The following is a 12,647-nucleotide window of genomic DNA, read 5'->3' as shown; positions in this document are numbered from 1 at the left end:
TTGTGTTTAATACTCCTTTAATAAATCAGCGATGATGGAAAGACCCTTCTGCAGCACATCCGGACTAAACGCATATCCGATTCTGAAACAGTGTTCCATTTCAAAAGCGGAACCCGGTGTAGTCAGTACGCCTCTTTCCTTGACCAGTTTGACACAGAAATCAAAGGAAGGAACATCCTTATCGTAGAATATCAATGCGGTGGTTCCAGTTGCCGGCTTCACATAGCTGACGCCTTCTGTTTCGCTGACCCATTTGTCCAGGATTTCTCTGCCCTGTTCCAAAATCTTCGCACTTCTTGCAAAGATTTTGTCCTTGTTCGCAAGAGCCATGCTTGCTAGAATATCATCGATATAGCCGCAGCTGATGGTATCGTAGTCTCTTCTGCCATGGCACTGCGCCATCAAATCCTTATCCTTAGTCGCAATCCATCCCATTCTCAGTCCTGCAAGACCGAAAATCTTAGACATGCTGGAGGTGGCAACACCTTTGTCATACAGATCAGCGATGGAGTACATATAGCTGCCGTCAGCTGGTACGCCTCTATACGCTTCATCGCAGAGGATGTATGCGCCGACCTTTTCCGCCATCTTTACGATTTCCTTCATCATATCTTCCGGAACAAACGCACCTGTTGGATTGTCTGGATTGCAGATGGAAATCAGTTTTGTGTTTTCATCAATCAGCTGCTCCAGCTCCTGCAAATCCGGCAGGAAATTATTTTCTTTCTTCAGCCAAGACATTCTTACTTCCGCGCCGATGGACTCCGGAATGGAGTAGTGCTGCTGATAGGTCGGCAGTACGGTCACTACATTGTCTGTAGGCTCAACCAAGCACGCGATGACCATGTGGTTAGCGCTAATGCCGCCATGGGTTGGCACTACATCGTCTGCTGTTAAATTGCGATAAAGTGACGCGATGCCATTTTTCAGCTCAGGGGAACCGTGAATGTGGCCGTACACCAGTCTCTCCCCTTTTAGTTCTTCCATAAATTCTGCCGGGTCTTTTCCACACAACTCCAGAAGCTCTCCCACTTCCAGAGAATCGACGCAGGTCTCCCCGAGGTCGTAAGTCAAGAAGCCTTCATACTCATCCATCCAGCGTTCCACTTTAAATCTTTCTAATTTCATCTTTTTTCTCCTTCATTTATGTTTTTACATGAACTGACTATAATTCAATCGTCTGCCCCAGTCCTGCTTTTTCTGCTTCTTTCAGCGCCAGCATACCGGTCAGAAGGTCCAAAAGGGCTGTGCCTGTCGCATCGAAGACGGTAATCTGGTCTTCACTTTCTCTGCCGGAAGCCTTTTTCGTAATCACATCGCCGATTAAGCCTGCAATATCTGCTTCCTTCAGGATTCCCTTTTTAATTGGAATTTCAATTTCTCCAACTTCCACACACTGCTTAATGTCATCGACAAATACCTTCGCATCCGCAAAGATTTCCGGATCGATTTCCTCTTTTCCGCTCATATCGGAACCGATGCAGGAGAAATGTGTTCCGGGTTTTACCCATTCCTTCTTAATAATCGGCTCTCTGGACGGTGTCACGGTAATGATAATGTCGCTTTCTGCAGTTGCCTTTGCGATATCCTCGACCGCTTCAAAGGACGCGTTCACATCCTCCATCCCAAAATCTGTTTTCAACGTATCTCTAAGGCCGCCTGCAAAACGCTGCGCGTTTCCAAAATCCAGCCCATCGTAAATCATAACTTTCTCAAGCTGTGGGAAGCTAAGCAGGGTGGCTGCCGCCTGGAATGTCGCCACATGACCCGCTCCTACAATCAAAAGATTCTTCGCATCCTTTCTTGCCAATAGTTTTGCGCCGATTGCGCCTGCCGCGCCGGTTCTGATGCCTGTAATATGGGATCCGTCTACGATACCCAGCGGCGCACCGTTCCTTGCGTCGAAAATTAAAATCGTTCCCAATAGAGCCGGAAGACCTACTTTATCGTTATCCTCAAACCAGGATACAGACTTCAGACCGTAAATGCCAGCGGACTTCAGCCAGCCCGACTTGATATCCATTTCGGCCTTCTCTTCCTCAAAAATTTCAGTAATCAGCGGCCAAATCACTGCGTCATCAGCCGATTGTGCCCGGTATACTTCTTCAATGGCGGAAATCACGTCCTGCATGTTCAGCACCTGCTTCGTCTCCTCCATCTTCAAAACTTTCATGTGAATCACTTTTATTTCGCATCTCCTTTCTGCACAATTTGTAAACACTTTACTTTGTATGCTTTCATTGTATCGTGAAAAAAATATCAATTTTTAAGTATATATATGATTTATTTCCGATTCTTTTGGTATTTTTCCAATCAATTTCCCCGAAAATATTTGTATAATAATATGAAATACATTGTAAAATGAAGGAGGGGCACGGAATATGGCACTAACAGTAAAAGACCTTTTAGAATTGAACTCTTTGAAAGGCTGCCGGCTCATTGCCGGAGAAAACGGACTTTCAAAACCAATCATATCTGCCGGCATCGCAGACTTTGAATTTGCAGATTTCGCAGATCCACACGAAAAAGACGTATTTCAACGTGACTCTCTAGTACTCAGCACGATGCTTTTCGCAAAGGGAAACCCTTCTCTTATTTTGTCTGCTGTGAAGAGTTTCTATGATTTAGGTATTTCAGCCTTTGCATACAAGCCTTCCATTTTCGAGTTTCTTCCACCGGAGGTTATTGATTTCGCAAATCAAATGGACTTTCCAATCATAGAATTTTCTACAAACCAGTTTATTGATGAAATTATCTTTGACATCATGGATGCGGTAAGAAAGGACAATGATGATTTTTTCTCGGAAGAAAATATAGACAAAATGATTTCTGACGGCATGACAAAAGCCCAAGTCTACGCACTCAGCAAAAACGTTTCTCTTAAATTCAAAGAGCATATCATGGCAATCTATCTAAAGAGCAGCTGCCACGAGTTTCAGCTGGAACTGGATCGCTACCACCGCAAATTTTCTCTCAATCGTGCTCTGGTGCAGAAGGCGCTTTTATGTAAATACAAAAACGGTCTTTTCGCAGTTTTGACGGCTCGCCAAAATAACGAAAAGCACTTTTCCATCATTTTGCAGGAATTAATCGAATTTCTGTCTATTCCCACAGAGAATTTATATATCAGCTGCAGTGGAATTCACAATCCGTTCAAGGATTTGGATCAATGTATCAGAGAAAGCTATTACACTCATCTGGCCTCCCTTGCGGAAGGAAAACACTTTCACAGCTTTTCTCAAATCGGTCCATGGCAGCTTCTCATTCCATACGCCCAGTCTGATGTGATGAAGGATTATATGAATTCCCGCATTCAGCCGATTTTAGAAAAGCAGGATTTTTATGATACTCTGCGGGCGCTGACGCTCTGCCGCGGCGATATTTTCAAAACAGCCAGTCTCTTAAATTGCCATCACAACACCGTCCGCTACCGTCTTAGCAAAATCAAGCAGTTCCTCTTCAGCGCAGAAATGAGCGACCAGGAATTTTATGCGGATATTTCTCTTGCTGTGCGGCTTTATATGCTGCAGGAATAGTGAATTTTTTCCTTGCGTAGATTTGTCAAATTGAGTATAGCATAGCAGATAACAATTCCTAAAGAAATCATTGTAAAGCTCGCATCCGGAAAACAACCGGTATTTGATACCGTAGATGCCCTCTTTGATAAATTGGAGACAGAATGATTATTTTGCTAGATGTAGGACACCAAGACATATTGAAGCAATTCTAGAATTTGTTCAAAATAAAATAGAAGTGAGGTTTCCTCGCCTTTATTTCATTTTTTATTAATTTTTAACGCACAACATTACGAAAGCCGCAGCAGCGCCGCTGCCTGATAGATTTCAAACAAGAAAGGCATCGTCTCAAAGTCCTTTCCAAGCAACTTTTTCATTTTATTCAAACGATATAAAACGGTATTTCTGTGAGTATGAAGCAGTTCTGCCGTTTTTTTAATCTGTCCGCCTGCATCGAGCAAATGTACTGAAAGCGTCAGCACCAGATTTTCCTCTGGACTGTCCAGAACCGGCGAAATCAAGCGCAAATAATGTGATCCTGCTTCCGTATACTGCATATCTGCCGCGCGTTTTGCGAAGGCAAGCTGCTCTGCGTTCAAAAGCTTTTCCTGTGGATAAATCTTTTCCGCACAGGCAAAATAATTGCAAAACAATTCATACTCAGCCCGAATATCATCATACAGCGATACAGAAAAAATCGCCGCCCCAGACTCTGCAGACAGAATATCCTCACAGGAAAAGTATTCCAGCAAGTATTCTTCCTCCACCGTAAAAAAGGAAACTGTATGCTCTCCGAGTACATCGATAATCACATCCTGGTCAAAAGACTCAAACTTTTTCCGCAAAAGAGACAGCGCAGTTCTATCTGAATGCGTTATAAATAGTACCGTTCGGTATTTTTCCAAAGCAAGCCTTTGTTTTTCCGCAATCTGGGCAGCCAGCCTCCTATCCCCTTTCAGCACAGCGGGAATCAGAAACTCCCGACTATAGGTATCCAGATTGTAATTCCAGGTTGCGGAAAAAAGCCGAATCACCGAAATTGCGTCGCTCAAAACCTGTATTGACAATGAATCATATTGACTGACTGCCAACAAAATCAACTCATTTCCATTATTTCCCGTAAAACTCTGCCGATAATAAATTCCCCTGCTTCCCTGAAAAGACAGTTTATCCTTTCTCATGCAATACTCCGCGATGATCTGATTAAGCGGAAACACATTTCCCTGCGGCCAAAAGGAGGATGCAATCACGCCCAGCTTCCCATCGCATAGAATGAACGCCGCTCTCGCGTAATCACTGAGCAAGCTCAAAACACATTCGATATTTCTATGTTCTGCTGAAAGAGCCGCAATCCTCTGCATCATCTGTTCCGCGAAGAACTGCTGATTTGTCCTTTTCAGAAAGACCGCATTCATCACATCTGTAATAACATCACTGTACTTCAGTCCCATATCCCCGCCAGGCAACACGATGATTGGAAGATTCAGCTGATTCCCAACCTCAATTACCTTCTGATCTATCCTCTGTAAAATTACATCCGTGTAAAAAAGTATCACGCCGGCACAACCCATTCGCTTAAATCTTTTCAGAAGCCTACACTGCGCCTCTACATCCTTTCGCACACTGTAAAATGCTGTAATACACAAATCATTAGGTACAAAAATCTCATCATTTCTATCATCGAATTCTAATACGGACACCGTATTAACGATGGCGTCAAGCCCCTTCTCTCCCGCCGCCACCTTTCCGAGTCGAAGAGAAGGCAATGTAAGGCATTCTCTGACTGTTAAATACATCTCACTCTCCTGTTGACTTTCCTGTACACTTTCTGCTTATCCTTATATTATATCTTCTGGCTATCTATCCGGATTGAGCAATTGCCCAAAAAATTCGTATAATCTTTGGCATATTTACATTTCAGAAAATTCCTCCTTTTGCTAAAATGTCGAAAAAGGCAACCTGAAAGGAGGTTATTTATGAGTAACAACAAAGAAGTAAACGCACTTGCGCCTATTTCCAAAGATCAAAGAGAAAGCTGGGTTTCCCTTGCCCTTGTGCAGGCCGGTATCTGTGTCTGTGTACCCGCATTTCTCATGGGCGCGCTCCTCGTCGAAGAAATGAATTTTGGGCCGGCAATCTGGGCAGGTACCGCGGGTGCCGTCCTCGTTGTAGCGGCAATGATTATCATCGGTTTTATCGGCTGTGATCTCGGACTGGCAACCTGTACCATTACAGAATCCACTTTTGGCAAAAAAGGTTCCAGGTACATCGCCAGTACTATCTTTATGATTAACCTAATCGGCTGGTTCGGTATCAACAACGGGGAGTGCGCCATGTCTTTTACCAACTTCATGAGCGAATGCTACGGAATTCATTTCCCCTATACCGCATCCTGTATTCTCTGGGGCATCGTCATGACCGTTACCGCCGTCTTCGGCATCAAAGCGGTAGAAAAGCTGGACTATGTGTCTATCCCGGTGCTTCTGATTGTCATGATTGTCGGCACAGCCATGGCTGTCAACCTCAACGGTTTGCAAACTGTAAACACACCCATTGAACCGACGATGACATTTATGGAAGGCGTCATTTTATCTTTTGATTTCTTTGCGGTCGGCATTATTACCAGTTCCGATTTCACCAGATTTCAAAAATCAAGAAAGGATACAGTCTTATCCGTTACCATCGGCGTATTCCCGTTAACCATCATCACCCTTGTCATCGGCGCTATGCTGACCAAAATCGCGAACGAATATGATATCAGCATGGTCTTGATTAAAGTTGGCATTCCGCTGCTGGGCGTCATTTCCCTGATTCTTTCCACCTGGACAACTAACTCAACCAACGCCTACACCGGCGCGCTCAACGCAGTAAAAACGTTTAATGTTCCCGACAACAGACGGCGCGAGGTTACACTGGCAGTAGGCTTTGTGGGCACACTGCTGGGAGTTACCGGCATTGTCGATAATCTGTCCACTTTCATAGGTTTTCTTGCCTATCTTGTTTGCCCGATTGGCGGCATCATGCTGGCAGATTATTTTATTCTTGGAAAAGGAAAGTCAGAAAACTGGCGTTCCAGAGACGGATTCTGCATCTCAGCCATCATTGCCTGGGCGGTATCAGCCGTCCTGTCGTACATCATTAAAATTGATTTTTCGTCAATTCTGTTCGCGGCAGTCATCTTTATCGTCATCGAACGATACATACCGGCACTGGCGAGGGATAAACAAAAAGTAGAAAAGGAGTAAAAACATGAAAACATTAACAAAACAGGAAGTATTCGATATGATATACGGCTGCACCATTCTCGGTACTGGCGGTGGCGGAAGCCTTCTTCGCGGACTGGAAATGCTGGAAAAGGATTTTGCCGAAGGAAAAGAGCTAAACATGATTTCGCTGGATGAGCTGCCTGACGACGGCATGATCGCGACCCCTTATGGCTGCGGCGCGCCGATTAAGGAAGGTGAAGGTCTGGACCCGAAATTTGACAGACTTCCAAGACTCGATGATTCTCCGGCTGTACTGGCTTTCAGAACGCTGGAAGAATACCTGGGTGAAAAATGCTGCGCCGTTTCCTCTACGGAGCTAGGCGGCGAAAACACTGCCGAAGCGCTGCACATCGCCTGTCAGCTTGGTCTTCCTATCGTAGACAGCGACCCTACCGGGAGATCTGTACCGGATCTGCAGCACACCACTTACTACGTACACGACCTTCCAATTTATCCTCTTGCACTGGCGACAAATTTCGGCGAAACCATGATCATCAAAAACGTCATCGATGATTTCCGTGCCGAAGACATCGTCAGAGCGGTCGTCGTGGCAAGCGGCAACGAGCTGGGCGGCGTAGACCATCCGATGCGCTGTGAAGTCTACAAGAAAAGCGTCATTCCTGATGCGCTTACCTATGCTATGAATATCGGCAAAACACTGCGCGAAACCAAATCCGCGGGCGGAGATGTGGCTGCCGCTCTTGCAGACAGCTTCGATGGAAAAATACTTTTCAAAGGCACAATCGGGGAAACGCCTTGGGAGAGCCGGGACGGATTCAACTTCGGCAACATCCATATCAACGGAATTGGAAGCTTCCAGGGTGAAACCTATCGCATCTGGATTAAAAACGAAAATATCGTGTCATACAGAAATGAGGCTGTCGACGTCAGCGTCCCTGACCTGATCTGCATGGTGGATAAAAATGGAGAGCCTGTTACGAACCCTAACTGGGTCAAGGATATGGAGGTTACCGTATTCGCCCTTCCTGCGCCGGAAATCTGGAAGACGCCAAAGGGGCTTGAAGTCTTCGGTCCGAGAAGCTTCAACTTCGATTTCGATTATAAGCCATTTAAATAAACGGGAAAGGAGTTTGTCTCCATGCTGAAAAGTTTATTGGAATTAGTTGAAATACCCAGTATTACAGGAGCAGCGCCGGTGCAGGATCCGGATTACGGCTTTCTTCCTTACGGAAAGCCTGTATTCTCCGCGCTGCAGTATGTACTCAAGCTCTGCGATACATTGGGTTTTGAAACGAAAAACCGCGATAACAGAATCGGCTGGGCACAGATCGGAGAAGGGGATTCTCTCATCGGAATCCTCGTTCATCTGGACGTTGTTCCACCAGGGAGCGGCTGGGAAACCACTCCCTTTTCCGCCGTAGTCAAAGATGGGAAACTGTACGGACGCGGCGTCATTGACGATAAGGGACCTGCAATCGCTGCGATTTACGCCATGAAAGATTTGCTGGATACAGGCGTCAAACTGAATAAGCGAATCCTCATTATCTTCGGCTGTCAGGAGGAATCCGGCAGCTGGGAAGATATCGCGTATTACAAAGCGCATGAGGATATCCCTGACTGCGGATTCACACCGGATGCGGATTTTCCTGTAATTTATGCCGAAAAACGCATTCTGGAAGTACGGCTGCGTTATCCGAAATCTGCCACAAAAATTATACAGATTGAAGGCGGCATCGCCATTAACGCAGTGCCCGATACGGCGCAGCTGACCCTTTCCAACGGTCAAAAGGTTTACGGCGAAGGAGTCTCAGTTCACGGCAGCATCCCTGAAGAGGGAAAAAACGCTATCGCGGATATGCTCTCTAAAATTCAAAAGTCCGACGCCTTTGCCTCATTTTACATGGATAAAATCGGTTTTACTGTTTTCGGTGAAAACCTGGGCTGCAATTTTTCAGATGAGGACACCGGTCCTCTCACATGCAGTGCAGGCGTCATCTCCAGCGATGAAACAGACATTATCATCGATCTGGACATCCGCTGTCCTGCTTCTATCCTTTCCTGTCAGGTCATGGATGGTATCACCGGGCAAATCGCACCGTATGGCGCAAAGGCTGAACTTCTCTTTGAAAATCAGCCGGTTCTGCTGAAAAAAGACAATCCTGTGCTGACACAGCTTTTGTCCGCTTACCGAACCATTACCGGTGATTTTCAGGGAGCGCCTATTGCTATCGGCGGCGGAACTTACGCAAGAGCCATGGAAAACATTGCTGCTTTCGGCCCGCTGCTTCCCGCCAGACCTATTACAGAGCACGGCAACGGCGAATGTGTTGCCATTGAAGATCTTACAACAGCTCGCCGCATCTACAGACTGGCCTTTGAAAAGCTTCTGAAACTATAAACTAGTTTGAAACTCCTATAAACAGTCCAACGAAAAAACCCCACGTGACTTATATCAAGCGTGGGGCTTTTTCAATACTATACAAATCTTTATGCAAAGGAGATAGCTGTTCCGGTTTTTCCTTCTAATGCTTCGATGGCTTTATCTAAAGACGTGATAATGGCTTTTTTGTTTGGATTTGCTCTGACAAACTTCATCGCCGCTTCTACCTTCGGCAGCATGCTGCCCGGCGCGAACTGTCCTTCCTCGATGTACTTCACCGCTTCTTCCAGGTTCAGATTGTCCAGATTCTTCTGATTCGGTTTGTTGAAGTTAATCGCAACCTTTTCCACCTCAGTCAGAATCATCAGCACATCCGCATCCACCTGTTCAGCCAGAAGTTCTGCTGCAAAATCCTTATCGATCACTGCCGCAACGCCTTCCATGGAACCGTCAGCGTTTTCTACTACAGGAATGCCGCCGCCCCCGCAGGAAATCACAATGGACGAATCCCACAGTTTTTTAACTGCGTCGATTTCAACAATCTTTCTCGGAAGGGGAGATGCCACCACCCGTCTAAAGCCTCTTCCGGCGTCTTCCTTCATGGTGTATCCCTTTTCTTCTTCCAGTGCTTTGGCTTCCGCTTCCTGATAGAACGGACCAATCGGTTTGGTCGGATTCTGAAACGCCTTGTCGCTCTTTTCCACAATCATCTGGGTAGCTACAGTCAGAACCGGAATGTTCTTGCCTCTTTTGCTCAGGGCATATTTCAGCGCCTGCTGCAGGTGATATCCGATGTAGCCCTGAGACATTGCGCCGCATACATCAAAAGGCATTGACGGTGTCACGTCTTTGGCGGTTTCAGAAGCCAGAAGAATTCTGCCTACCTGTGGGCCGTTTCCGTGTACCAATCCGATTTCATACCCTTTGCAGCTGATGTCCGCGATATATTCGCAGGTTTTCTTTACCACTGCAAGCTGTGCTTCCGCAGTCGCTTCGCTTTTTCCGGACTGCAGCGCATTTCCTCCTAAGGCAATTACAATTTTTTCTGCCATTTCTGTCTTTCTCCTTTTTGATTATTGTTAAGTCTCTTTATTTTATATTCGGTTATATCGGATAAAAGCTCGGCTTTCTCTTCCTGTATACCGCGAAGTAATCAAGTCCGCAGCTTTTTACCATCTCTCCCGTTTCTTTAAAGCAGGAGCCAAGGCAATCAGGCGTATGCGCATCCGAACCAAAGGTTATAATTTCACCGCCCAGCTCTTTATAACGGCGTATGATTTCCTCCTTTGGATTGGTCAGTCCAAGACGTTTCATTCTGGACGTGTTCACCTCTATGCCTCGTCCTGTTTCAATCAGTTCCTTCAGGATTGCGTCAAGCTCATCTGCATATTTTCCATAAGAAAAAGTCTCGATTGCCTTCGGCGCATATCGAAAGATAAAATCTAAATGGCCCGTCACGTCGAAATCCTGTATCTTCCGGACGTTTTCATATTCCTCCTGAAAGTATAGCTTGCAGATTTCTTCCGTGCTCTTTCCTTCATAGGTACGCAGGTCATCTGCGCCTCTTCCTCTAAAGTTGTGTGTAGAACCGATGACAAAATCAAAGGGAAATTCTCTGGCATATGTATTCAGCTTCTCTGCGATGTGAGGCTGAAGCCCCAGCTCAACCCCGGCCAGCACCTCAATCGTGCCGGCATACTTTTCCTTCAGGAGGAAAAGGTCTTCCAGATACTTTTCTGTTTCATCGGTATCCCCGATGAGAAAAGAGTAATTATCCGGCGGAAAAATCGGCTGGTCGTAGTCCTGATGGTCTGTAATACAGATGCTTTTCATCCCCAGCTGTATGGCCTTGTCTATCTGTTCTTCCACAGGTGTTTTGGCATCACTGCTCCACACCGTATGTATGTGCATATCGCTAATCATGCTTCCTTCGCCTCTTCCTCAAGCGGTTTCATGCAAATTCCTGTAATGCTGTAAACGTAAGCCAGAATCCAAATTGTATAGCTCATGAAGCAGTACGGGAAGTACTGTCCGATGGATACGCCCAGAACGGATGGATAGTAAATACCCGATGCCGACCAAGGAATGAATCCGGCTGTACCGGTACAGAAGTCTTCCATGGTTCTGGACAGGTTCAAAGTGGAAAGTCCCATTTCTTTGTACTTCTCGGAGTACATTTCGCCTGTCAGAATCAGCGCCAGGGTAGAGCTTCCGCCGATTGCGGTCAGAACCACGCAGGAAATGGAAGTTACAAATACCAGACTGAATCTTGTCTTTACAGACAGCAGCAGCTTTCCAAGCAGTGCTTCGATTGCGCCGATATGTTCCATAATCGCGGCGTAGTACAGACAGATATAGACTGTAATAAAGCTCTTCATCATGGAAGAAAGTCCGCCGCGGTTGAGAAGCTTCATCGCGTCTTCTCCTGCGTCTGCTGCAACGAATCCGTCTCTTACACCTTCCACCATTTCCAGGTTAAATCCACCGTAAAGGGCAGTAATACCGTCTTCCAGGCTGAATCCCTGATAGAATACGCCGATTAATACTGCGACAACTGCAGATATCATCATTACCACTGTCGACGGTTTCTTGGCAATCGCGCCATATACAACGATTAACAGCGGAATCAGTACGATGATGTTCCAATTGTAAGCCGCATCCAGAGATTCCAGCAGCTTTACTGTATTTTCCGGAAGACCAGAATCTGCTGCATTGTTTGAAAATCCCATGATACCGTAAATCACCAGACCAATGAGCCCAGCCGGAACTACCGTTTTGCTCATATGCTTGATATGGTCAAAAATGTCATTCTTTGTCGCCAGAGACGCAAGGATGGTAGTATCTGAAAGCGGAGACAGCTTATCTCCAAAAATAGCACCTGTATAGCAAGCTGCAGCAACTGCCGCCGTATTTACTTCCGGCATAGCCATCGCGATACCCATCATGGTAATGCCGGCTGTTGCGGCAGAACCCCATGAGGTTCCTGTACAGGTAGAAAAAATTGCGCATAAAATAAATGCAGATACCAAAATCCACTTCGCACTGACAAGCTGCACGCCGTAGTAAATAAACATTGGAATCGTTCCCGAGAACATCCATGCACCCAGCAGGAATCCTACTACAATCAGTACGGAGTTGGCAGAGGCAGCTGCTTTTACTTTTTCAGCCGAGAACTCTTCCAAATCCTTCCATGTGTAACCGCAGCGCCATCCGATGAATACTACGTATCCGATTGCGATGGCCATAAGCGGCGGCGCTGACAAATCAGCAAGAGATCCAAAGAAAAAAATAACCAGCAGCACCAAAACGGCGCTGATTGCTTCCCATAATTTGGCTTTTCTTTTTTCACGTTGTTTTTAGGTTTTTGTTCGTCTTTTTTCATCTTCTTCTCCGTTTCTGTCACAAAATCATACCTATCATTTGTAACTTATTCTTGATTTCCCAAAACCACGCTTTTGCTAATTTAACTCTTTCGTTGTTTCCTTTGCTTTTTTATCACCTTCTTTGTTCTTTTTCCAATTATTA

The 12,647-nt window shown here is 45.8% G+C and carries 9 protein-coding genes and 1 pseudogene; 4 read left to right on the top strand and 6 right to left on the bottom strand.

Annotation, left to right across the window (positions count from 1 at the left end; genetic code table 11):
* Positions 1 to 6: 6 nt before the first annotated feature.
* Both D1151_RS08885 and D1151_RS08880 read right to left on the bottom strand, forming a co-directional pair.
* The gene (locus tag D1151_RS08885; protein ID WP_161908662.1) at positions 7 to 1,128 is read right to left on the bottom strand and encodes an aminotransferase; all 1,122 of its coding nucleotides are present in this window, start codon (positions 1,126 to 1,128) and stop codon (positions 7 to 9) included.
* Positions 1,129 to 1,165: 37 nt separating this feature from the next.
* The gene (locus D1151_RS08880) at positions 1,166 to 2,173 is read right to left on the bottom strand and encodes an ornithine cyclodeaminase family protein (protein WP_243151192.1); all 1,008 of its coding nucleotides are present in this window, start codon (positions 2,171 to 2,173) and stop codon (positions 1,166 to 1,168) included.
* Positions 2,174 to 2,381: 208 nt separating this feature from the next.
* Here D1151_RS08880 and D1151_RS08875 point away from each other — a divergent pair, with 208 nt between their 5' ends.
* Positions 2,382 to 3,536: a PucR family transcriptional regulator gene (locus D1151_RS08875; protein WP_161908660.1), complete on the top strand. Its 1,155-nt coding sequence runs from the start codon at positions 2,382 to 2,384 to the stop codon at positions 3,534 to 3,536.
* Positions 3,537 to 3,805: 269 nt separating this feature from the next.
* Here D1151_RS08875 and D1151_RS08870 read toward each other — a convergent pair whose 3' ends face one another.
* Entirely contained in the window at positions 3,806 to 5,311 is a 1,506-nt protein-coding gene (locus D1151_RS08870; RefSeq protein ID WP_161908659.1) for a PucR family transcriptional regulator, read from the bottom strand.
* Positions 5,312 to 5,491: 180 nt separating this feature from the next.
* Here D1151_RS08870 and D1151_RS08865 point away from each other — a divergent pair, with 180 nt between their 5' ends.
* The 3 genes from D1151_RS08865 to D1151_RS08855 are packed head-to-tail and all read left to right on the top strand — an operon-like array spanning position 5,492 to position 9,140.
* Positions 5,492 to 6,760 carry a cytosine permease gene (locus D1151_RS08865; RefSeq protein ID WP_161908658.1) on the top strand — a complete coding sequence of 423 codons (1,269 nt, stop codon included), beginning with the start codon at positions 5,492 to 5,494 and terminating at the stop codon, positions 6,758 to 6,760.
* 4 nt (positions 6,761 to 6,764) lie between these two features.
* Positions 6,765 to 7,859, top strand: a complete 1,095-nt coding sequence (locus D1151_RS08860) for a DUF917 domain-containing protein (protein ID WP_161908657.1) — start codon at positions 6,765 to 6,767, stop codon at positions 7,857 to 7,859.
* 21 nt (positions 7,860 to 7,880) lie between these two features.
* A complete protein-coding gene (locus D1151_RS08855; protein ID WP_161908656.1) occupies positions 7,881 to 9,140 on the top strand; it encodes a Sapep family Mn(2+)-dependent dipeptidase in 1,260 nt (419 codons plus the stop codon).
* 89 nt (positions 9,141 to 9,229) lie between these two features.
* On the opposite strand, the gene arcC is transcribed toward D1151_RS08855, so the two are convergent.
* From arcC to nhaC, 3 genes and pseudogenes are all read right to left on the bottom strand, one after another.
* Positions 9,230 to 10,174: a carbamate kinase gene (arcC, locus tag D1151_RS08850; protein WP_161908655.1), complete on the bottom strand. Its 945-nt coding sequence runs from the start codon at positions 10,172 to 10,174 to the stop codon at positions 9,230 to 9,232.
* Positions 10,175 to 10,226: 52 nt separating this feature from the next.
* On the bottom strand, positions 10,227 to 11,045 hold the full coding sequence (locus D1151_RS08845; protein WP_161908654.1) for a histidinol-phosphatase HisJ family protein: 819 nt from the start codon (positions 11,043 to 11,045) through the stop codon (positions 10,227 to 10,229).
* A pseudogene (gene nhaC / locus D1151_RS08840) lies at positions 11,042 to 12,451 on the bottom strand (Na+/H+ antiporter NhaC); the annotation flags it as partial. The pseudogene nhaC and the gene D1151_RS08845, both read right to left, overlap by 4 nt.
* Positions 12,452 to 12,647 lie beyond the last annotated feature (196 nt).

The sequence above is a fragment of the Emergencia sp. 1XD21-10 genome (assembly GCF_009936045.1).
Lineage (GTDB): Bacteria > Bacillota > Clostridia > Peptostreptococcales > Anaerovoracaceae > Senimuribacter > Senimuribacter intestinalis.
Note: the sequence above shows the minus strand (reverse complement) of the source record. Positions and strands in the feature narration are given on the sequence as shown.

What these genes read in the sequence shown, in the direction of transcription:
- D1151_RS08865 (WP_161908658.1), top strand. Translation starts at nt 5,492, where the DNA reads ATGAGTAACAACAAAGAAGTAAACGCACTTGCGCCTATTTCCAAAGAT.
- arcC (WP_161908655.1), bottom strand. Translation starts at nt 10,174, where the DNA reads ATGGCAGAAAAAATTGTAATTGCCTTAGGAGGAAATGCGCTGCAGTCC.
- D1151_RS08870 (WP_161908659.1), bottom strand. Translation starts at nt 5,311, where the DNA reads ATGTATTTAACAGTCAGAGAATGCCTTACATTGCCTTCTCTTCGACTC.
- D1151_RS08880 (WP_243151192.1), bottom strand. Translation starts at nt 2,173, where the DNA reads ATGAAAGTTTTGAAGATGGAGGAGACGAAGCAGGTGCTGAACATGCAG.
- D1151_RS08845 (WP_161908654.1), bottom strand. Translation starts at nt 11,045, where the DNA reads ATGATTAGCGATATGCACATACATACGGTGTGGAGCAGTGATGCCAAA.
- D1151_RS08885 (WP_161908662.1), bottom strand. Translation starts at nt 1,128, where the DNA reads ATGAAATTAGAAAGATTTAAAGTGGAACGCTGGATGGATGAGTATGAA.
- D1151_RS08875 (WP_161908660.1), top strand. Translation starts at nt 2,382, where the DNA reads ATGGCACTAACAGTAAAAGACCTTTTAGAATTGAACTCTTTGAAAGGC.
- D1151_RS08855 (WP_161908656.1), top strand. Translation starts at nt 7,881, where the DNA reads ATGCTGAAAAGTTTATTGGAATTAGTTGAAATACCCAGTATTACAGGA.
- D1151_RS08860 (WP_161908657.1), top strand. Translation starts at nt 6,765, where the DNA reads ATGAAAACATTAACAAAACAGGAAGTATTCGATATGATATACGGCTGC.